19 protein-coding genes and 2 pseudogenes are annotated in these 21145 nt (G+C 40.1%); 12 read left to right on the plus strand and 9 right to left on the minus strand.

Going from position 1 to position 21145, the window contains the following annotated elements; genetic code table 11:
- The first annotated feature begins 520 nt into the window (after positions 1-520).
- From FTU65_RS16515 to FTU65_RS02355, 4 genes are read left to right on the plus strand one after another with little or no spacing between them, the layout of a single operon-like run.
- On the plus strand, positions 521-748 hold the full coding sequence (locus tag FTU65_RS16515) for an RHS repeat domain-containing protein (RefSeq protein ID WP_373683453.1): 228 nt from the start codon (positions 521-523) through the stop codon (positions 746-748).
- A 33-nt stretch (positions 749-781) separates the two neighbouring features.
- Positions 782-1555 carry a hypothetical protein gene (locus tag FTU65_RS16520; RefSeq protein ID WP_373683452.1) on the plus strand — a complete coding sequence of 258 codons (774 nt, stop codon included), beginning with the start codon at positions 782-784 and terminating at the stop codon, positions 1553-1555.
- Positions 1539-1709 (plus strand): hypothetical protein, encoded by a 171-nt coding sequence (locus FTU65_RS02350; protein WP_180065172.1) that lies wholly within the window; start codon positions 1539-1541, stop codon positions 1707-1709. The genes FTU65_RS16520 and FTU65_RS02350 overlap by 17 nt, the downstream gene beginning before the upstream one ends.
- A 1-nt stretch (position 1710) precedes the next feature.
- Positions 1711-1968 (plus strand): hypothetical protein, encoded by a 258-nt coding sequence (locus FTU65_RS02355; protein ID WP_078192682.1) that lies wholly within the window; start codon positions 1711-1713, stop codon positions 1966-1968.
- A gap of 153 nt (positions 1969-2121) precedes the next feature.
- Here the strand turns inward: FTU65_RS02355 and FTU65_RS02360 are convergent.
- Positions 2122-3053 (minus strand): annotated as a pseudogene (locus FTU65_RS02360) (IS5 family transposase).
- A gap of 497 nt (positions 3054-3550) precedes the next feature.
- On the opposite strand from FTU65_RS02360, the gene FTU65_RS02365 reads away from it, so the two are divergent.
- Entirely contained in the window at positions 3551-4540 is a 990-nt protein-coding gene (locus tag FTU65_RS02365) for a hypothetical protein (RefSeq protein ID WP_180065171.1), read from the plus strand.
- A gap of 34 nt (positions 4541-4574) precedes the next feature.
- Here the strand turns inward: FTU65_RS02365 and FTU65_RS02370 are convergent, their stop codons facing one another.
- From FTU65_RS02370 to FTU65_RS02400, 7 genes are all read right to left on the minus strand, one after another.
- On the minus strand, positions 4575-5978 hold the full coding sequence (locus FTU65_RS02370) for an efflux transporter outer membrane subunit (RefSeq protein WP_180012088.1): 1404 nt from the start codon (positions 5976-5978) through the stop codon (positions 4575-4577).
- A gap of 10 nt (positions 5979-5988) precedes the next feature.
- Entirely contained in the window at positions 5989-7968 is a 1980-nt protein-coding gene (locus FTU65_RS02375) for a MacB family efflux pump subunit (protein ID WP_180065191.1), read from the minus strand.
- Positions 7969-7970: 2 nt separating this feature from the next.
- Positions 7971-9323 (minus strand): MacA family efflux pump subunit, encoded by a 1353-nt coding sequence (locus FTU65_RS02380; RefSeq protein ID WP_180065170.1) that lies wholly within the window; start codon positions 9321-9323, stop codon positions 7971-7973.
- A 145-nt stretch (positions 9324-9468) separates the two neighbouring features.
- Positions 9469-10455, minus strand: coding sequence for a DNA polymerase III subunit delta (gene holA / locus FTU65_RS02385; protein ID WP_180065169.1), 987 nt, complete (start codon positions 10453-10455; stop codon positions 9469-9471).
- A gap of 9 nt (positions 10456-10464) precedes the next feature.
- Positions 10465-10998 carry an LPS assembly lipoprotein LptE gene (gene lptE, locus FTU65_RS02390; protein ID WP_078192675.1) on the minus strand — a complete coding sequence of 178 codons (534 nt, stop codon included), beginning with the start codon at positions 10996-10998 and terminating at the stop codon, positions 10465-10467.
- Between the two features lie 201 nt (positions 10999-11199).
- Positions 11200-13821, minus strand: a complete 2622-nt coding sequence (gene leuS / locus FTU65_RS02395; protein WP_180065168.1) for a leucine--tRNA ligase — start codon at positions 13819-13821, stop codon at positions 11200-11202.
- 127 nt (positions 13822-13948) lie between these two features.
- Positions 13949-14290, minus strand: a complete 342-nt coding sequence (locus FTU65_RS02400; RefSeq protein WP_180012081.1) for a DUF4124 domain-containing protein — start codon at positions 14288-14290, stop codon at positions 13949-13951.
- Positions 14291-14989: 699 nt separating this feature from the next.
- Here FTU65_RS02400 and FTU65_RS02405 point away from each other — a divergent pair.
- The 7 genes from FTU65_RS02405 (at position 14990) to FTU65_RS02430 (ending at position 20709) form a co-directional block, all read left to right on the plus strand.
- Positions 14990-16717: an acetolactate synthase 3 large subunit gene (locus FTU65_RS02405; protein WP_168378448.1), complete on the plus strand. Its 1728-nt coding sequence runs from the start codon at positions 14990-14992 to the stop codon at positions 16715-16717.
- Entirely contained in the window at positions 16714-17205 is a 492-nt protein-coding gene (gene ilvN, locus FTU65_RS02410) for an acetolactate synthase small subunit (protein WP_078189625.1), read from the plus strand. The genes FTU65_RS02405 and ilvN overlap by 4 nt, the downstream gene beginning before the upstream one ends.
- Before the next feature lie 109 nt (positions 17206-17314).
- The gene (gene ilvC, locus FTU65_RS02415; RefSeq protein ID WP_078192867.1) at positions 17315-18331 is read left to right on the plus strand and encodes a ketol-acid reductoisomerase; all 1017 of its coding nucleotides are present in this window, start codon (positions 17315-17317) and stop codon (positions 18329-18331) included.
- A gap of 841 nt (positions 18332-19172) precedes the next feature.
- The gene (locus FTU65_RS02420; RefSeq protein ID WP_180066162.1) at positions 19173-19328 is read left to right on the plus strand and encodes a hypothetical protein; all 156 of its coding nucleotides are present in this window, start codon (positions 19173-19175) and stop codon (positions 19326-19328) included.
- Positions 19307-19558: a hypothetical protein gene (locus FTU65_RS02425; protein ID WP_180012084.1), complete on the plus strand. Its 252-nt coding sequence runs from the start codon at positions 19307-19309 to the stop codon at positions 19556-19558. Before FTU65_RS02420 ends, FTU65_RS02425 begins: the two co-directional genes overlap by 22 nt.
- A 332-nt stretch (positions 19559-19890) precedes the next feature.
- A complete protein-coding gene (locus tag FTU65_RS16200; RefSeq protein WP_257222739.1) occupies positions 19891-20064 on the plus strand; it encodes a hypothetical protein in 174 nt (57 codons plus the stop codon).
- A 15-nt stretch (positions 20065-20079) separates the two neighbouring features.
- Positions 20080-20709, plus strand: a complete 630-nt coding sequence (locus FTU65_RS02430; RefSeq protein WP_257222738.1) for a hypothetical protein — start codon at positions 20080-20082, stop codon at positions 20707-20709.
- 226 nt (positions 20710-20935) lie between these two features.
- On the opposite strand, the pseudogene istB reads toward FTU65_RS02430, so the two are convergent.
- Positions 20936-21145, minus strand: a pseudogene (gene istB, locus FTU65_RS02435) (IS21-like element ISAba8 family helper ATPase IstB); the annotation flags it as partial.

Here is a 21145-nt window from a genome sequence, read left to right on the forward strand (position 1 = left end):
AATTTTAAAGATAGGTTATCCATGACTTAATCTTATTCAAGTATTAACTTGGTTATGAGGTCGGTCTAATTCTGTGTATTTGTTTAACATGGCTATAAGTGTATGGATTTCATTAGGATGACTGAGAAAGAAATTTTTAGCTAATTTGTTGCTTAATATTTTGATATAAATAAAATCTTAATATATTTCTAGAATGGTATGTAAAAAGAAAAAGCCTCTCTAGGCTTTTTTAATATGAATTAAGGTAATTGTGGAAAAAGTACTACACTTAATCCCTGCACCAACGTTACATAATCATTGTATTAGCTTTTTATTTGTTGATTTAAAATTGAAGCATAAAAATCGTGTATTAAGTCTGTAAACCACAGAGTTTCGTACCGTTACTGCAGACAGGTTATACCGGTTTTATCAAGCTTTTAAAAATCCCTTACTATGCTCAATTTCAGCATGAAGAATATCGTTTTATAATGATCCCATATGGAAAAGGGAAACACGAAAAAATAAAGCTGAATTGGAACGGGTGCTTTTTTATCACTGTGACCAAGTTGGTACACCACAAACATTAACTAATGAATTAGGTGAGTGTATTTGGGAAATTAAGCAGAATGTATGGGGTGACGCTTTAGAAATAAAGGCTTCTCATAATTTACTTGAGCAAAGCAATCTTCGCTTCCAAGGGCAATATTATGACGGAGAGACAGGATTACATTATAACCGTTACCGTTATTATGAGCCTAAGAAATTTTAAAGCACTGCTTTAAAATTACGCAAGGCAAGGTATGTGAGTAATGATCCGATTGGGTTGCTAGAAGGCTTACATAATACTAAATATGTAAGTGATCCTAATCAGTGGGTAGATCCGATGGGGTTGATGGGTGGGAAAGATAATGGATTATTTTGGTTAACTGATTCTGCCAGCGAGGAAAGCAACAATCAAATTAAGAATATGGTGCAACAATCTAGAAATAATCCAAATAATAAAACCCAACTAGAATTAATACAAAGTGATGCGGAAAAAGGGAGGGTTTTAAGAGCAAATACGCCTGCTGTAAGTCCTACAGAAAGTCAAAGAAATGATTTTCCTGTAATCAATAATAGTAGAGGTAGCAGTAACGGTGGAGTATTAGCAAAATTACTTCCAAATACTATGTCACCTTTGGCTAAAGATCCGCAACTCGCTCAGGATTTAAAGGCTCAAGGTGCTATGAGAAATAATAACCTAGGAGCTGTAGCCGTAGCGGGTTATGCCCCTTATGCTATTGTAGGTGGAAAAGAGGCAGCACCAGTGGTTTTAAAAGTAGGTCGAGAAGGAATAAAAAGTATACCGAGTTTATCGAAAACGGCTTTACAAAATGCGAAAAATATATCGGCAACGCCAGTGGGACAGGCTGTGGTAAAAACAACTGGTGGTAGTGTACTGGTGGATAGTAGTTTACAAGCAAAAGATATGTATAAATGTAAATGTTTACAATGGGATGGATCTAGATCTTTAGTTGCCGTAGGTACGGGAGCTGCTTTTGGAGCTTGGGGGGGGGGCGATGGCACAAACAGCTAAAGTTCCATTTGTTGGTACAACGGGTGTGCCTACAGCCATTGCTGGAAAAAATACTGGTGGATTAGTAATTTGGGCAAATCAATTTGCATTACAACAAACATCATCTAGAGCAATTAATAGTAGCACCTCTGATGATAAGAAGCAGGATAAATAAAATGTTAACAATTCTAGTTGAAGTAATTTTATCATTTTTTATATCCAATTATGAATCTGAAAATTATCCTTATCTAGCAGGTTTCATAAAGGGAATAGTTTTAGGTATATCAGCTTTCCTCTTGGGGATGTTGATTGATGTTATTAATGATAAAATTATGGAAACACATTTGATAATATTATATTTCATTACTTGCATTGGTATAGGAATAATAGGAGGGCTATTTTTTATGTTTTTTACTTGGTTCACTAAAAAATAATACTAATAACATAAACGCTTGGTGTGACGGTTTTAAAAGCATAAAGGAACCGATTAACTGCACAAAAGACATAAATTTGACCTACAGTTACTTTTAAAAGGCTTTGTTGCACAAAGATTTGAAATACAAAGCCCCCCCCTAATTGAGCCAAATTTAAGGCGTAACTTGGGTAAGTGGTCGACCTAATTCCGTAAATCTGTTGAGCACTGCTCCACGTGCATGGATCTCATTCACTTGGCTATCAAAACTCCTTGCAAAGAGTTTATCTCCTAATAATTTAATGCAATGCATCTTAGTTTCAACCAAACTTCGCCGATGATAGCCTGACCATTTTTTCCATAGTGTCCGGCCTAAACGTTTAATTGTTCGAAATAATTCATTCCCTCTAGCGAGCTACTCTTTGTATCTTTCCATGGTTTCGCATTTTTTCTAGGTGGAATCACCGCATCCTCTTGCCGATCTGCAATGACCTGACGGCATTGCTTGGTGTCATAAGCTCCATCAGTATAAACAGAGTCAATCCGCTCATCTTGTGGAATCTGATTAAGTAAATCGCCAAGCACCTGTGAATCACTGACATTATTGGTTGTAAGCTGAACTGCTCGTATTTGTAGGGTTTTAGTATCTATACCAATATGAAGTTTACGCCATTGGCGACGATATTCAGGTCCATGTTTCTTGCGCTTCCATTCGCTCTCACCTCGAAACTTCATGCCTGTAGAGTCCATGAGTAAATGCAGCCCATCGCTACTTTTTTGTTAGCTGATTACAATATCAATATGCTTTTGTCTTCTACAAAGCGTGGTGTAATCTGGAGCTATCCAATTTAATCCGCAAATTTTAATCAGACTTTGCATAAAGCCAGTAACCATACGTGAAGACAGACGAAATAAGGATTTAATTATTAAGCAGCATTGGATGGCTGCGTCGGAGTAGGTTTGATTTCGCCCTTGTTTGCCTTTTGATGGCGCATACCATTGCGTAGCAGGATCAAACCAAAGGGCAATATTTCCGCGACTCATGAGTGCTCGGTTATATGCGGGCCAATTGGTTGTGCGGTAGATTTTGTGTGTAGGTTTCTTCATTTGAAAATTATATCGCTGAAAAAGCCTTTACAGATAGGTTTGTTCAACAAAGCCATTGTACTCCCTCAAAATTTTGATCTAGTAAATTTTTTAATATTCTTTTCTGCGATTTTTACTTTTTATTTATGTATATTATTAAAAGTTCCGCAGCTTCGTTAATATATCTCAGTGAAAACTCTGAACAAGTTTTTGATCTGTATGGCTTTAAAAATCCTCAAGAAATATATCTATTTACTGCACGACATGAAGATACATCAGAGAAATTAATTTTAGAGTCTATTTACGATTATCGAAAAGTTATTAAAGATGATCCTTATCCTGAGGATTATTCTGATAAGAAATGAAAAAGTCTATTTTATCTTTAATTGCATATTTTGCCCAAGATAATGATATCCAAAAATGGATTCGTAAATGTTTATTATCAACGGATCAAAGTATAATTAGGTTTGATACTATTCAACAACAAATGTTGGGCCTAAAGTCGGTATACAATTAATATGAAAAGTAAAATAAAAAATCATGACTTTGGTTATGATGTATTTAAACAGGATGTTCCTTTTTCTCAGTTAGATGAAGGAGACGTTCTACTTAAACCAGAAAATGATTCTAAACGTAATCATAATTGGTCATTTATTAGCATGAATGATGATTATATCGAATTGATTGATCAATCTTATGCAAGGTTAGGAAAAGGAATAAGTTTATTAATTCCAATGTTTCCATTATTTTTATTTTTATTTTACTACATTGGTATTCTTTCTTTTCTTGATAATTCTAGTGTAGGAGAGGCTTTTTTTTTCCTTATAGCTGTACTTTTTGTAATAGGACTTCCTTGTGTTGCATTTCTACGTCCTTACTTTAAATATGATCATAAACAACCTATTTGTAAGCCTGTTCTTTTTAATAGAAAAACAGGTAAAGTTTTTTTCTATATTAATGATCAAGAATATATAGAAAAGAAATGGACAGATGTAGTTTATATTATGGGCAGTAGTTTTGGGTTGTCTGGCATTCCATTACGAGAGCTTCGGGCACATATCATCGAAGACGGCATCCTAAAACATACCTTTGTGATTGGCTTTCCAATGATTGGAATATTTCGTACTCAAGGTTTATGGACTTTTATTTGTCATTTTATGATGAAAGGACCAGAGGAGCTTTACCCCAAACCGCATCCTATGTACGGTACCATCGATCCGTTTACCCAACTAACCTATTGTCAAAATGTTCAAGGTGCAAAAGAAAGCTGGAAAGAAACATGGCAATCTTTTCGAATCATTTATCATTATAATTGGGTTCCAGCTTTATTTGCTTATCCATTTGATGTGTGTAACTTTGTTGCACGAAGAATTTTATTGCATATCAAACCATTGCCCGTTTGGCATGAAGATGTAATTAAGAAAAACAAGATGGATCAGGAGCGCCCAGAGGAAGTCAGCGCAAAAGATAATTTTGAATTTACGGTGTTTAAAATGATGGATAAATAAAAAGCCCTTTCGGGCTTTTTTATATGTAAAGGGTTTAAGGCAATTGCTTAATCGGACTTCCACCCAAAGCTTGCATTAACGTCACATAAGCATTGTATTGACTCTGCTTGGTCTGAACCAAAGACAATCGAGCATTACGTGTGGTTTCCTGTGCATCTAACAAGTTTTTCAACGCAATTGCACCATTACGATAACGAACTTCAGTCAAACGCTCAGTCTTTTCTGCAAGCTGTACATTACGCTCTTGCAATGCAACTTGTTGACTTAACTCAGTACGATTGGATAGCGCATTTTCCACATCGGCAAAAGCCTGATACAAGGTCTGACGATATTGAATAATAGATTTTTCATAGTCTAAGTCACTAATCGCCAAATCCTTTTTCATATCGTTATATTGCAAGAACGGTAAACTCAAACTTGCACCCAAAGCCAAAGCAGGGTTTTGTAATAAATTACTCAAAGACGTACTACTCGAACCTAAACTGCCAGTTAAACTGATCGAAGGGTAGTAACTCGCTTTCGTTGCATCTTTATTTGCCAAAGCTTTACGTAATCTTAATTCGCTCGCTTGTAAATCTGGACGGCGAGACAACAACTCGGCTGGTAAACCTGCTGCAATCGTCGGTAATGCAATTCGAGGTAGGCGCTGCGGCTCTGAAATATTCAGTTGTTGCACAGGTTGATGTAACAACACAGCCAATGCAGTGCGTGTTTCCACTTTTTGTTGGGCAATTTGGCTTAAGGTCGATTTTTGACTTTGGACCGACTGTTCCGCTTGGGTTAGATCTAAACCTGACACAGCGCCAGCTTTATATTGCACCTTGACCAAGTCATAGGTTTTTTGCGTACTGGCTAAGTTTTGCTGCGCAATACTGTAGCGCTCATTTAAATAGCCAAGTTGCCAATATAGGTTTGCTGTTGTTGCAATCAAGCTTTGGGCCGTGGCTTGTAGGTCCTGTTCAGTCGCTAAAGCTTCCCATTTTGCGGCCTCAGTCTGGCTAGCCAAACGACCAAATAAATCTACTTCATAACTAACGCCACCGCTGAGTGATACACCTTTTGATGAGTCATCACCTGAGTTAAGGTCAAAGTTATGTCCAGTTGAAACACTTGAACTCACGCGTGGCCCTTGTTTATTTACAGCTAAACCTGCTTGTAGTCGAGCTTGCTGTAAATTAATACCTGCAACCGCAAGGTCTGTATTGGCAGATAAAACTTGATTCACTAACTGGTTTAATTGAGCATCATTAAACAATGTCCACCATTGGTCAGCATACGTATCTGCATGAACTTGCTGACTCATGGCTTTCGCATTTTGAAATTGCGTCGGGATTTGTGTTGCAGGAGCTTCATACGGCGTCTTAACCACAGCGGCACAGCCGACTAAGCTACTTCCAAGAATGAAGGCACTTGCAAGTTTAGTTAAGGTCATTTGCATCATTATTTCCTTATTCGCGAGAAAGCGCATCGACAGGGTTCAGCTGTGCGGCATTACGTGCAGGAATAAAGCCAAACACAATACCAATCATACTTGAGCAGACAAATGCAGCAACGATAGACGTCGTTGAATAGGCCATTTGGAATGTTCCACCGGCAAAATGACTAATCAATTGTCCAATACCTAAAGATAATAAAACCCCAAGCACACCGCCTAAGATACACACCAACACCGCCTCAATCAGGAACTGCTGTAAAATATCACTTTGACGGGCACCCACGGCCATACGTACACCAATTTCTTGAGTACGCTCAGTCACAGAAACCAACATAATGTTCATGACCCCAATACCACCGACGATCAATGAAATCACCGCAATCGCAGACACCAATAAAGTCATTGTTGCAGTGGTTTGTTGAATGGTTTCACGGATACTATCGGAGTTCTGTGTAAAGACATCTTGCGCGCCATGACGTTGCACCAACAAGTTTAATATGGCGTTCTCAGCCGCAGCACTTGGGTATTCATCTTTTACGCGGACAATGATGCTGCGTACATTCGACTGACCTAACATACGACTCATGACCGTTGAATAGGGCAAATACACATTCAGGCTATCTGAGTTACCCATCATGCTTTTTTGTTCTTCGATCACGCCAATGATACGGCTCGGTACACTGCCTAATAAAATCACTTGACCCACTGGGTTAGTGCCATCGGCAAAGAAGGTATTTTTAGTATTACTATCAATCACCACATCTTGCGCTTGCTCAGTCACGCTTTCTTTATCAAAAGGCTGACCCGAAGCGAAGTTCATTCCTTTGACATAGAAGAAATCTTCACTCACGCCATTCACTGTGGTTGAAGCCTCTGTGTCTTTAAAACGTGCTGTGACAGATGAGTTGACTGATGGACTGACACCGTCAACATAAGGCTGTTCCGCAAGGGCCGTCGCATCGGCTGGAACCAATGTTTTTACTTGGGAGGATCTGGAATTATCACCAAAGCCTCGACCTTGATACACCGTGATGGTATTGGTCCCCAAGCTGCTGATATTTTCTAAAATCTGCTTTTGCGAACCATTCCCAAGAGCCACAACAGAAACCACAGAAGCGATACCAATAATGATCCCGAGCATGGTTAAAAATGTACGCATCCGGTGTGCATTCATGGCAAGGATCGCCATACGGAAGGCTTCACCAAGGCGGTCAACGGCAGAGCGCCAGCTTGAGGTTTTTTTCTGTGTGTTTGGAACGAGTTGTTGTTTTTCTAAAGGTTCATCATCTGTTTCAGGTACATTGGGCTGATCTGAGATGATATTACCGTCAGAAATTTCAATAATTCGAGTCGCATTTTTTGCAACATTATGGTCGTGCGTGACCAAAATAATGGTATGACCTTTGGCATTGAGTTCGCGCAAAATCCGCATTACTTCAATACCACTATTCTTATCTAGTGCACCGGTCGGTTCATCGGCAAGAATAACATCGCCACCATTCATGAGGGCGCGCGCAATCGATACACGTTGTTGCTGACCACCCGAAAGTTGACTCGGGCGGTTTTGAGTTTTTTCACCCAGTCCTAAGTCAGTCAGCAGTTGCTTGGCACGTGCATTGCGTTCGGTTGCATCTGCACCGGCATAGATTGCGGGAACTTCAACGTTACCTGCAGCATTCAAATCACCGAGTAAGTGATAACGCTGGAAAATAAAGCCAAAATATTCACGGCGTAACTGTGCCAGTTCATCTGGTTCAAGTTCACGCGTTTCGCGCCCTTTGACTTTGTAGCTGCCATTTGTGGGTTTATCTAGGCAACCTAAAATGTTCATTAGGGTTGATTTACCTGAACCAGATTGACCGACAATAGCCACTAATTCACCAGGGTAAATCTCAAGATTCACCCCTTTTAGAATCTGGACGGTGTTTTCTCCGGCAGGGAATTCACGCGTCAGATTCTTGACCTCGAGTAGAGGCGTCTGATTTTGACTCATCATTACATTCTCATTGGGCCGCCAGCACCACCACGGTTGCTGCGTTTCGCTGAATCATTAGAGGTATCTGAACCGTCGGCAATTACGACTTTGTCACCTTGTTTTAGGCCACGGATCACTTGTGCGGTCACACGGTTATTTAAACCAAGTAATACAGGTTGAGGTTGTGCAGAACCATCCGCTTGCAATACACGTACCATAGCAACGCTCGCTTTACCTTGTTTGACCAATGCTTTTTCAGCTTCGGTTAGTTCTAAACGTTTAGGACGGTTTGGATTATCTTTATTCGATTTAGCTTCTGCGTTGGTATTTTTATCAGCAGATTCACCATCGGTAGACGTATTATTTCGGCTACGTTGTGGACGGTTCGAGGTTTGTACGGCTGCAGCAGGTACAGTCAAGATATTCTTGGCTTCGTCTAAAATGATATACACCTGAGCGGTCATATCGATACGCAATTTGCCGTCTTCATTCGGGACATCAAATAGCGCGTTGTAGTAAACCGCAGTACTTGAAGACGAAGAGGTATTGCTGTTGCTTTCGGTGTTAATTGAGTTTGGTGCAGGTTCAACTTGGCGCAGGGTAGCATAGTGTTTTGTTTCACTGTCGCCCAATGTCGTAAAGTAAACAGTTTGACCTTCTTGGACTTTCATCACATCAGCTTCAGAAATTTCAGCTTTAATGGTCATGGTGTCGAGTTTAGCCAATTTCACAATGGTAGGCGCACTTTGGTTGGCGTTTACGGTTTGACCTTCTTCAGTCACAATCGCCACGATGGTTCCATCCATAGGTGCAACAATTTGTGTATAGCCTAAGTCTTCTTTTGCAGTCGCTAAAGTTAAACGTGATTGTTCGATTTGTGCATTAATGGCTGCAATATCAGCTTGCGCAGTTTTATAACTTGCTAGCGCAGATTCAAGTTCTGCACGACTAGTCGCATCTTGAGCGTACATCGCTTGCTGACGTTTATATTCAGCATCGACTTTGGCTAAATTTGCATTTTTTACTGCCAATTGCGCTTGTTGATTTTTAATACTGGCTTCGGCTGTTTTAAGGTCATTTTCCTGACGTACCGAATCGATTTGCGCAATCAATTGACCTTGTTTCACTTCATCGCCAAGTTGCACATACATTTTTTTAACCTGACCTGAAACCTGCGCACCCACGCTGACCATTTTGGTCGCTTCAAGTACACCGGTTGCAAGCACTGAGTTTTCAATATCCCCACGGCTGACTTCAGCCGTAATGTACTGCGGTTGCTCTTGTTTCGGTTTAAAAAAATGCCATGCTGTGACAGCGATCGCCAGAGCAGCGATGATGGCTACGATCAATTTTGCTGGTTTTATTTTTGGCATGATTGGCAGTAAAGAGTTAAGAAAGTTATTTGAATTATAAGAGTTAAATACGGATAAATTGTGAATATTTTGAACAAATGTAAATGAGAATTATTCGTTTAGTTATTTTTTTATCATCGAGCGCTGAAAATATCAAAGATAAATTTTAATAAAATAATTTTCGACCACATAAGCTGGCAATCGCTTGTTGCACTAAATGCTCCGGATTTTCATGTCCCAAACCTTTAATCGAGGCATCTAAACGTAACAGTAGGGCAGGCCAAGTCAGAAACTCATTGGCATTTAAACGACGTAAAGCTTGTTGATACAGTCCGACTTTGGTCTTCCAAATGCCAATTTGCAAGGCATTTTGTGGTTGCTCAAACAGTTGCATCAGCAAGCGCATTTCCTTACTGATACTCCATAAAATAAGTGACATCGGCTCACCAGAGGCAATCAAATATTGAAAAATTTTAATTGATTGCGCCAAATTGCCTTGCAGCATTGCATCATTTAAATCATAGGTGGTGTAGCGTGACTGATCTTGTAAGCAAGAGTACAGATGATCAATCTGAATCATTTCAGCTTCAGGAAAAGTATCTGCGACACGCATTAAACTATTTTTTGCAGCCAGTAAATTGTGCTCATGATGCTGTTCTAACCATTGCCAAGCATCATTGGCGAGTTGAATGCCAAGCTTTTGCGCCTCGGTGGCTAAGATTTGCTGACGATCTTTAGGGTAATTTGCAGTCAGTGCAACATTGACCCCATTGGCATCAATGGTTTGGAAGAAACTGGTCTTTAAACTCGCACTGTCTTGCTTCGGCATGACCACGAGCAGCAAGTTATTTTCATTTTGCTGCAAATAGCTTTTTAACAGTTTTAGTCCATTGGCATCGGGTTTAATGCTGCCATGTGCCTCAATCGCCAGTTGACTGGAAAATAATGACAAACTATTTAACGCATTAAAGACATTTTTCCAGTCAGCAGCAGAGCTAATGTCATAACGTTGACGCTCGATTTCTCGAGCGTTCCAACTCTTACGAAATGCATCGAGGAGATTTTGTTCGAGTAATGGCTCTTGACCATGTAGCACCCAGGCACCTTGCGCTTCATCTACACGTTTTAATGCCTGAAGATAGTCAAGTTTCATAAATCAAAATTACTCAGCTTTGGTCGGTGCAGTTAGTGGGTTTGCTTTCGGTAAGCGGTTTGATGAAATTTGGCGCACGATCTGTTGTGCAATGTCATCAATAATCACTTGTTTTAAATATTTTTCTTCTTGGTCATCGGTGTTCACGGTTGCAACGTCGTATTGGTAGCTACGTGTTGCCATCAATGTACGTGGTTCTGTCACAGGGTTACCTTGAGCATCTTCAATTTGGAACGTCACATTCAAACGCAATAAAGTTTCAACCAATTTACCATTGAGTTCTAAACGGCGCGGAGTGTAATCCAACACATGTAAGACATAGGCATTTTGATTATTACTCAATTGCACGCCTGCAGAACCTAAATAAATCGCTAACTTTTCATGTAGGTCATCCGTATCTTCAGGAAGTGCCAATCGCATATTGGAATAGGCTACAGGTACAGCAGCAGGGTTGGTGCCTTTTAAATGAAAACCACAACCGACCATGCCTGCGCTCAGGCCCATAGTTAATACAATTGCAGCAACACGTTGAACCAAGTGCATAAAGTGTCCTCTGTTTCCCGAAGGGATAATGTTGAAATCCTGTGTGGATTGTAAAGTCAAAGCCCGTTGACTGGCAACGGGCTTTGTTTGGGAATTGTTTTTTAATCCCTCCCGACCTCCCTTTAAAAAAGGGAGGAGACCCGATTTTTTATTGGGAGCGGGAAGTCCCCCTTTTGTAAAGGGGGATTTAGGGGGATTAAATTAAACCACTAAATTCACTAATTTATTCGGCACCACAATTTCTTTCTTGGTTGGACCAGTCAAGAATTGTTGAACTTCCGGTAATGCTTTTGCTTGTGCAAGAATGTCATCTTTAGAGGCATCGACAGATACTTCTATTTTGCCACGAAGCTTACCGTTTACTTGCACCACAATCGTTTGTGTATTACGAGTCAGCGCAGATTCATCTACAGCAGGGAAGCGTGCTGATGTTAATTCGATACCAAACTCAGCCAATAAGGTTTGGCTTAAATGTGGTGCAAACGGAGCAAGTAAAGTTAGAAGGGTTGTGATTGATTCACGTGCAACGGCAACGTCATTGTCATCTTTCGCTTCAAACTTATTGTTTGCATTCAAAAGTTCCATCATCGCAGCAATGGCGGTGTTGAAGGCGTGACGACGTGCAATGTCATCACCCACTTTTTGAATGGTTTCGTGTGTTTTACGACGCAAGTCTTGTGCAGCGGTAGATAGTGTCGCTTTATTGATGTTTGCAGCAGAGTTGCCTTGTTCAAGGAAACCAGTTGCTAGTCGCCATACACGTTTTAAGAAGCGGTTTGCACCTTCAACACCAGCGTCAGACCATTCTAGTGATTGATCTGGTGGAGCAGCGAACATCATGAATACACGTGCAGTATCTGCGCCGTATTGATCAATAATCGCTTGCGGGTCGATACCGTTATTTTTCGATTTCGACATTTTTTCTTGACCGCCAACCACGACGTCTTGACCATCACCTTGATATTTCGCAGAAATGATACGGCCTTTTTCATCACGTTCTAAGTCGATGTCGGCAGGGTTAAACCATGTTTTCTTACCTGACTCAGATTCACGGTAGTAAGTATCCGCAAGCACCATACCTTGAGTTAAAAGGTTAGTGAATGGTTCGTTACCTTGTACCACACCTTCATCACGCATCAATTTATGGAAGAAACGTGCATAAAGTAAATGTAGAATCGCGTGTTCAACACCACCGATGTATTGATTCACAGGTAACCAAGTTTGACCCGCTTCAGGTTTCACCATACCATCAGTGAAATCTGGAGATGCATAGCGTGCATAGTACCAAGAAGATTCTACGAAAGTATCTAAAGTGTCTGTTTCACGACGAGCATCGCCACCACAGCATGGGCAGGTGGTTTCATAGAACTCAGGCATTTTGTTGAGTGGATTGCCTGAACCATCCGGCACCACGTCCGTTGGCAATACAACTGGAAGCTGTTCTTCAGGTACAGGAACCTGACCACATTTTTCGCAGTTGATCATTGGAATTGGACAACCCCAATAACGCTGACGAGAAACACCCCAGTCACGTAAACGGAATTGAACTTTCGAGTTGGCAAGTCCAGTCGGTTCTAATTTTGCAAGGAATGCATCATATGCACCTTGTAAATCTAAACCATCAAATTCGCCTGAATTCACCAGTTTGCCTTCTTTAGAACCGTACCATTCCTGCCAAGTTGTTGCGTCAAAGTCTGCATCGTCTGCACCTTTGGCATCAATCACTTGCTTGATGGTTAAGCCATATTTGTTGGCAAACTCGAAGTCACGTTCATCGTGTGAAGGCACTGCCATCACCGCACCTGAACCGTAAGACATCAAGACGTAGTTCGCGATCCAAACAGGAACTTCTTCACCTGTAACTGGGTGCTTCACAGAAAGACCAGTTGCCATGCCTTTCTTTTCAGCCGTCGCAAGATCGGCTTCTGCAACAGAACCCATACGGCATTCTTCAATAAATGCAGCAAGTTCAGGGTTTGTTTCAGCAGCTTTTAACGCCATTGGGTGTTCTGCTGCAACTGCAACATAAGTCACACCCATGAGTGTGTCAGCACGAGTGGTAAATACAGTTAAACCATCTGCATAAACGTCTGGATTCGCTGAAGGGAAGGTGATTTCCATCCCTTGAGAGCGACCAATCCAGTTACGTTGCATGGTAAGAACTTGCTGTGGCCAGCCGTCTTTTAATGTTTCTAAATCGTCAAGTAATTCTTGCGCATAGTCAGTGATGCGGAAGTAGTACATTGGAATATCACGTTTTTCGACCAATGCACCAGAACGCCAGCCACGACCATTTTCAACTTGTTCGTTTGCTAAAACAGTTTGGTCTACTGGGTCCCAGTTCACTGTTGAAAGCTTACGGTAAATTAAACCTTTTTTATAAAGCTGTACGAATAACCATTGTTCCCAACGGTAATATTCAGGTGTGCAAGTTGCAAATTCACGATCCCAATCTACAGAAAGACCTAACTTTTTAAGCTGATTACGCATGTAATCAATGTTTTCAAAAGTCCATTTTGCAGGAGCGACTTGATGGGCAATCGCCGCATTTTCAGCAGGTAGGCCGAAAGCATCCCAACCCATGGGTTGTAGCACAGTTTCACCTTGTAAACGGTGGAAACGGCTGATCACGTCACCAATCGTATAGTTACGCACATGACCCATATGCAGTTTGCCACTTGGATAAGGGAACATAGAGAGGATATAACGACGTGGTCCTTCTACTTGGTCGGCAACTTTAAAGGCTTTGCGATTTTCCCAGTCTTGTTGGACTGTAGGTTCAATCGCACTGGCTTGATATTCAGGGTCAATGTGAGTAGTCATAAACGTAAATAGAAATAACGGTTAAAAAGTTTGTGCTACAGCATAGCGCAAAATACGCCTAGAGTGAATTTTGCGATGCTGTGTAGATGTAAATAATTTAAGTCAAAATTGAAGGCTTTGGCGTAAATTATTGTGGTGCGGCAGCTACCGCTTGAGCTTGGCGGAGCGCTGCATTGGCTTCGCGTTGTTGTTCCGCTAGTTGCTCATTTTGTTCATTCGACTGTTCGGCTTCACGTGAAACCTCTTCTTGGTTTTTTGCTGGAGTTGATTGCGTAGTCGTTGTTGCACCATAGGTATTTACTTTACCTTTGCGCTGCGCATTTTTTGGCGGTGGCGTGGTGGTGTAATGCGTTGAACCTTTAGCGTCCACCCATTTGTAATATTCTTTCGCTGAAAGGTCCAAACTGGTCAGGCAAAATGCCATGCTAGATAAAATACATGCAGTTCGTACAATCGTCGTCTTCATCATAAATTCAGTCCCATAGTTAGAGTGATCATGCAAAATTATGCTGAAAATTTTGCGCTTTTTTGACAGTAGAATCTATGCATTTTTTAGCACAAAGGATAAAAGGGACATCGTGTGGGATGAATAACTTTGTGAATGATGAATTGGGGGATTTATAAGCAATAAAAATATTGGATTCTTATCATTTAACCTATGCAGCAACTTCAATGTAAGGCAATTGAATTAAAAACATACATCCATTCATTTAATTTATTTATTAGATTTATAAAAGTATTTTATTAAATACATGCTAACTGGTTATAAATAAACAAACTACAAAGAATGCAAAGAACGGGAGTGTGCTTAAAAAACAAACGGTCTGTAAGTAATCAGAAAAAAGCCGATTTTTAAACTTGACTTTAATGGTTGAAACTACAAAAATGCTGTCTTTAGTTTTATATGCCTTAGATCGATCACCCTTCGAATGAGTGCATTTTAGCAATGGACTTCTTCTCTAGCCGAGACGTTGAACAAAGCCAACAAAATATGTTTATCCCAACATGTTTTAGACCCCATATTGCTCAAACAGCAAGCAGGTCAGATTTTTTTCTTATTGCTATGAAAACTATGAAATTTGTGTGCTATAACAGAGCACACAGTTAATGAATTAACCACGACAAATGCCCTCCATTTGTGCGTGAAAAAAGATTAGGGTGAATCACGTTGGAACTTTTATCTGGTGGTGAAATGCTCGTACGCGCTTTAGCGGACGAAGGCGTTGAACATGTTTTTGGATACCCAGGCGGCGCAGTACTGCATATTTATGATGCGCTATTTCAACAAGAAAAAATCAATCATTACCTAGTGCGCCACGAGCAAGCTGCTGGTCATATGGCTGATGCTTACTCACGTGTCACAGGTAAAACAGGTGTCGTACTGGTGACATCTGGTCCGGGTGCAACAAATACCGTAACTCCAATTGCAACTGCCTATATGGACTCAATCCCAATGGTGATTTTGTCAGGTCAGGTTGCAAGCCATCTTATCGGTGAGGATGCGTTCCAAGAAACGGATATGGTTGGTATTTCGCGCCCAATCGTAAAACACAGCTTCCAAGTACGTCATGCAAGCGAAATCCCTTCGATTATTAAGAAGGCATTTTATATCGCTTCAAGTGGTCGTCCGGGTCCTGTTGTCGTTGATATTCCAAAAGATGCAACGAATCCTGCAGAGAAATTTGCTTACGAATATCCTGAAAAAGTGAAAATGCGTTCGTATCAACCGCCGCATCGTGGTCACTCAGGTCAAATTCGTAAAGCAATTGATGAATTGATTCATGCTAAACGCCCAATTATTTATTCAGGCGGCGGTGTGGTTCAAGGCAATGCTTCTGCACAGTTGACAGAACTTGCACATTTACTGGGTTATCCAGTAACCAGTACCTTAATGGGTCTTGGTGCGTATCCGGGCAATGATGAACAATTCATCGGCATGTTGGGTATGCATGGTACTTACGAAGCCAATATGACGATGCACAATGCAGATGTGATTCTGTGTGTGGGCGCGCGCTTCGATGACCGTGTAACCAATAATCCAGCGAAATTCTGTCCAAATGCCAAAGTCATTCATATTGATATAGACCCAGCAACGATTTCAAAAACAATTATGGCGCACATCCCAATTGTGGGTGCAGTAGAGCCTGTATTGACTGAAATGTTGGCTCAATTAAAGCAATTGAATGTGTCTAAACCAAATCCAGAAGATATCGCGGCTTGGTGGAAACAAATCAATGAATGGCGTCAAGTTCATGGTTTGAACTATGATAAACCAACTGATGGTTCAATGAAGCCACAGCAAGTTGTTGAAGCGTTGGATAAAATTACCAATAGCCAAGCCATCATTACTTCAGACGTTGGTCAACACCAAATGTTTGGTGCGCTTTACTACAAATACACACGTCCACGTCAATGGATCAACTCAGGTGGTCTAGGAACCATGGGTGTAGGTTTGCCATATGCTATGGCAGCAAAACTTGCCTTCCCAGATCAACAAGTAGTGTGTATTACTGGCGAAGCATCGATTCAGATGTGTATCCAAGAACTTTCTACATGTAAGCAATATGGCTTGAATGTAAAAATTCTATGCTTGAATAACCGTGCATTAGGTATGGTTAAGCAATGGCAAGACATGAACTACGAAGGTCGTCACTCAAGTTCTTATGTTGAGTCACTTCCTGACTTCCCTAAATTAATGGAAGCGTATGGGCATGTGGGTATTCAAATTGATCATGCAGATGAACTCGAATCGAAGCTTGCTGAAGCAATGGCGATCAATGACAAGTGCGTGTTTATTAACGTGATGGTTGATCGTTCAGAGCATGTATATCCAATGTTGGTTGCTGGCCAGTCAATGAAAGATATGTGGTTAGGCAAAGGAGAGCGCACACAATGAGACATATTATCTCTGTACTTGTAGAAAACGAAGCAGGTGCGCTTTCACGTTTGGTAGGTTTATTCTCTCAGCGTGGTTATAACATTGAGACATTAAACGTAGCGCCAACAGAAGATCCGACACTTTCGCGTTTGACTTTAACCACGTATGGTGATGAGCACAAAATTGAACAAATCACTAAGCAGCTCAACAAGCTTGTAGAAGTTGTAAAAGTTGTTGATTTGTCTGAAGGTGCTCATATTGAACGTGAATTGATGTTAATTAAAGTCAAAGCACTCGGTTCAGCACGTGCCGAAATTAAACGTACTGCGGATATTTTCCGTGGACAAATCGTAGACGTAACGCCAACGACATATACCATTCAAATCGCAGGTACAACTGAAAAGATAGATGGCTTTATTGATGCCTTAGCTGAAAATACAATTCTAGAAGTTGTACGTTCAGGTGTTTCAGGTATCGCACGTGGCGAAAAAGTTTTAACTATCTAATTTTATATATTCACCTCACTCCTATGGGTGAGGTACTTGAAACGTGAATAATCAAACAGAATCACGGTATCAAGTTAAAGGAAACAAAAGCATTTTAGCGGAGACAGCAATGCAAATTTTTTACGATAAAGACACAGATTTATCTATCATCCAAGGCAAAAAAGTAGCAATCATTGGTTATGGTTCACAAGGCCATGCTCATGCGCTTAACCTTAAGGATTCAGGCGTTGACGTAACTGTAGGTCTACGTGCTGGTTCTACTTCTTGGAAAAAAGCTGAAAATGCTGGTCTTAAAGTTTCAGAAGTTCCTGCTGCTGTAGCTCAAGCTGACTTAGTTATGATTTTGACTCCAGATGAGTTCCAATCACAACTTTACCGTGACGTAATTGAGCCAAACATCAAGCAAGGTGCAACGCTAGCATTTGCTCATGGTTTCTCTGTTCTTTATAACCAAGTTGTTCCACGTGCTGACCTTGACGTAATCATGGTTGCTCCAAAAGCGCCAGGTCATACTGTACGTTCAGAATTCCAACGTGGTTCAGGTGTACCTGATCTTATCGCTGTTCACCAAGATGCTTCTGGTAATGCACGTAACGTTGCGCTTTCTTACGCTTCAGGTGTTGGTGGTGGCCGTACTGGTATTATCGAAACTTCATTCCGTGAAGAAACTGAAACTGACCTTTTCGGTGAGCAAGCAGTTCTTTGTGGTGGTGCTGTTGAATTGGTTAAAATGGGCTTCGAAACTCTTGTTGAAGCTGGTTATGCACCAGAAATGGCTTACTTCGAATGTCTACACGAACTTAAATTGATCGTTGACTTAATGTTCGAAGGCGGTATCGCGGACATGAACTATTCAGTATCAAACAATGCTGAATATGGCGAATACGTAACTGGTGTTGAAGTAATCAACGAACAGTCTCGTGAAGCTATGCGTAATGCGCTTAAACGTATTCAATCTGGTGAATACGCGAAGATGTTCATCCAAGAAGGTGCGTTGAACTATCCTTCTATGACTGCTCGTCGTCGTCAAAACGCGGCGCATGGTATCGAAGTAACTGGTAACAAGTTACGTGCGATGATGCCTTGGATCCAAGCGAACAAAATCGTTGATAAAGAGAAAAACTAATTTCTTGAATCAATTGATTTGAATACGAAGACCCACTCATTTTGAGTGGGTTTTTTAATATCTAAAGTTACGTGCCTTAAAAATAGAAAAGCATGCTTTTCTATTTTTACGTACCTTGGATCCAAGCGAACAAAATCGTAGACAAAGAAAAGAACGAAGTTCTGATATCTAAGTCAAAAAGCCCTTGTTTTTAACAGGGGCTTTTTTATCCCTTATAAAAGACGGCATCAAGGCTACGAGCCTCAAATGATGTAAGCGATACTTTCATCATTTTCGCGCCTTGGATCCAAGCGAACAAAATCGTTGATAAAGAGAAAAACTAATTTCTTGAATCAATTGATTTGAATACGAAGACCCACTCATTTTGAGTGGGTTTTTTAATATCTAAAGTTACTTGCCTTAAAAATAGAAAAGTAGTGCTTTCATTCCTTACGCGTCACTCAGAACAGTGTGCTGCCTCGTTGTACTTCGTACAAAACAATGTTTTGTACTCGTTCATACTTTGGATCCAAGCGAACAAAATCGTAATCAAAGAAAAGAATTTATTTAATTATCTTTTGAGTTTTATGCTACAAGGAACCCAATATTAGCGTGGGTTAGAATAATGATTTTATATAAATATGTGAGTTTTGAAACTGCTTTAACGATTTTAAAAACAAAATCTCTATGTTTTTCACATTTAGAAGATTTTAATGACCCATTTGAATGCACTGGTTTTGGTTTTTATGATTTGGATGTACCGACATCGGTAGCAGTAGTGCATTCCGAAATCAGTTTTCTAGAAAGTATGTGATTTTAAGTTTGACTAGAACTGCTTTAAATCTACTCATCTGGTCACATTATGGGGATAGTTAAAAAAGGTGTTGTGATCGGAATAGACACATGCAAAGCAGGTTTTGAAGATGGTGATCAATTTATTATTCCTTCAACAAAAGGGGAGTTGAGATATTTAAAAACAGCGCGAAGCAGGCCAATGTGGCAAGTGTTGAAAAATTAATGTCGGTAGGAAATTCAAATATTTTAAATTGGGATAATGAAGAGGTTTTAATAAAGCATGGTTTGCTTTATAAAATGCAGGAATGGGCATACGAAGAGGAAGTAAGTATTGTAAAAAATATTAGAGATGCTCAATTCGGGTATTATTTTTCTACAAAAACACATGCATATATCAATGACCAACTTTGGCAAAGAGTCCTATTGCAAACACGTCCAATATTTATACATTAAAATTGCCTGAAGAAGCCTTTGTTGAAGTATATGTTGGGAAAAATGCATATATTGATCTTAGAAGAAAGCAAGAGCTTGTGAAGCCAGTAATTGATCATAAGAGGTAGATCAGTTTGAATTACTGAAAGATCTAAGTATTGAATCTAATATTGGTTTGAAATGCATTTCATTAGATTTGGAAACATGGTCTTTAAAAGCGAATCAAATTTAATTTGATGGTTTTGAGTCATGGGTGGTTTCAAAACTCCTATATTTGTGTCAGCTGAGTTGAATTTAGGTTGTGATAGAGTAGGCATTATTCATGCTGCATGGAGTGTGTAATTGCAATGAAAATGTCAAAACTCTCTTTTTTACTCGCTCTTTGTCTACCTGTGATTAGTTTTGCACAAGATGCTGAGATAGCACAACCTGAGTTAAAGCATTTACCTGATGTTCGGATATCCATGCAGCGGATGCTTCGCTCGACTGAAGGACGCTATTTCTTAGATTTGTATGCTGGTATATGAAATCCGCACGGGACTTTGACTGATCTGCAAGAGCCCAAACAAATTAACTTTAAAGGGACTCAAAAAGCTGATTTTATAGATCTGAATTCAGTCAATGTTGGGACTGAACAAAGTGCGGCAACTGCTTATCGATTAGCAGGAACATTGAATGCAAATACAGGCTCGTTTAAAGCTGAACTGATGGAAAAAACGGTACCACCATCTACAAGTTATTTACAGTTTGAACCTGCGTTTAAAGCTGCAGATAAACCTATCCTGCTGTTTAAGTTTTATGGGGTGCAATCTGCAGACCAACCTTATGGGAAGTCACTAAAACGCGTAGATGTAATTAATAAGTCAAATGACGAGGTACTACAGTCATTACAAGGCTTTAATGCCTTTGGGAATAGTATGGGATTCTTAGATGTAAACTTTGATGGATACTATGATGTTGTACTTTCGGATACCTCTGATGGTCGAAAAATAGAAGATAAGCGATTTATTTATTGGATGTACAATCCTAAAACGAAGAATTTTCAACGCTCACCGCAATTGGAGAAAATTGCTGGCTTCCCAAAATTAAAAGGAGAGCTGCAGCAGATCGACTTTGGATCAGGTCAAATCTTTCGAGTCGATCAAGGATTGCTTTATCCAGTCAGTGAGTAAGTTAAATTTTTTAAAAAGCCCCATAACTTGGGGCTTTTTTTATTTATAGAATTTTCTAAAGAAGAATTCAGGCAGTTTAAAAAGAGGTAGTCCGTATTTTGAATAAAAAAGCAAAGTAAAATGAGTGTTGAAAGAGAGGGAGGGAATTTCTATGTCAACGGCATTCTAAAATTGACCCCTTTTACCTTTCAAATGGCAAAGTAAAATTGACCCCTTTGATCTCGTATTAAGTTTCAACCTGGGGCTGAATCCCAATTCTTTTTTTATCCTTCAAACGATAACTCTCACCCGATATTTGTACCACATGACAGTGATGCAATAACCGATCTAACATCGCAGCGGTCAACGTGACATCATCTGCAAAGGATTTGGACCACTGGCTAAAGGGTAAGTTACTCGTCAATATCGTACTGCCTTTTTCATAACGCTTGGCAAT

The sequence above is a fragment of the Acinetobacter sp. YH12129 genome (assembly GCF_013418685.1).
In the GTDB taxonomy this organism is placed as follows: domain Bacteria; phylum Pseudomonadota; class Gammaproteobacteria; order Pseudomonadales; family Moraxellaceae; genus Acinetobacter; species Acinetobacter amyesii.

Excerpts from the sequence above, each read along its gene's own strand:
- FTU65_RS02355 (WP_078192682.1), top strand. The coding sequence starts at position 1,711 with ATGTTAACAATTCTAGTTGAAGTAATTTTATCATTTTTTATATCCAAT.
- holA (WP_180065169.1), bottom strand. The coding sequence starts at position 10,455 with ATGAAACTTGACTATCTTCAGGCATTAAAACGTGTAGATGAAGCGCAA.
- ilvC (WP_078192867.1), top strand. The coding sequence starts at position 17,315 with ATGCAAATTTTTTACGATAAAGACACAGATTTATCTATCATCCAAGGC.
- lptE (WP_078192675.1), bottom strand. The coding sequence starts at position 10,998 with ATGCACTTGGTTCAACGTGTTGCTGCAATTGTATTAACTATGGGCCTG.
- FTU65_RS16200 (WP_257222739.1), top strand. The coding sequence starts at position 19,891 with ATGTCAAAACTCTCTTTTTTACTCGCTCTTTGTCTACCTGTGATTAGT.
- FTU65_RS02380 (WP_180065170.1), bottom strand. The coding sequence starts at position 9,323 with ATGCCAAAAATAAAACCAGCAAAATTGATCGTAGCCATCATCGCTGCT.
- FTU65_RS02365 (WP_180065171.1), top strand. The coding sequence starts at position 3,551 with ATGAAAAGTAAAATAAAAAATCATGACTTTGGTTATGATGTATTTAAA.
- leuS (WP_180065168.1), bottom strand. The coding sequence starts at position 13,821 with ATGACTACTCACATTGACCCTGAATATCAAGCCAGTGCGATTGAACCT.
- FTU65_RS02420 (WP_180066162.1), top strand. The coding sequence starts at position 19,173 with ATGGGGATAGTTAAAAAAGGTGTTGTGATCGGAATAGACACATGCAAA.
- FTU65_RS02375 (WP_180065191.1), bottom strand. The coding sequence starts at position 7,968 with ATGAGTCAAAATCAGACGCCTCTACTCGAGGTCAAGAATCTGACGCGT.
- FTU65_RS02400 (WP_180012081.1), bottom strand. The coding sequence starts at position 14,290 with ATGATGAAGACGACGATTGTACGAACTGCATGTATTTTATCTAGCATG.
- FTU65_RS02350 (WP_180065172.1), top strand. The coding sequence starts at position 1,539 with ATGGCACAAACAGCTAAAGTTCCATTTGTTGGTACAACGGGTGTGCCT.
- ilvN (WP_078189625.1), top strand. The coding sequence starts at position 16,714 with ATGAGACATATTATCTCTGTACTTGTAGAAAACGAAGCAGGTGCGCTT.
- FTU65_RS02370 (WP_180012088.1), bottom strand. The coding sequence starts at position 5,978 with ATGCAAATGACCTTAACTAAACTTGCAAGTGCCTTCATTCTTGGAAGT.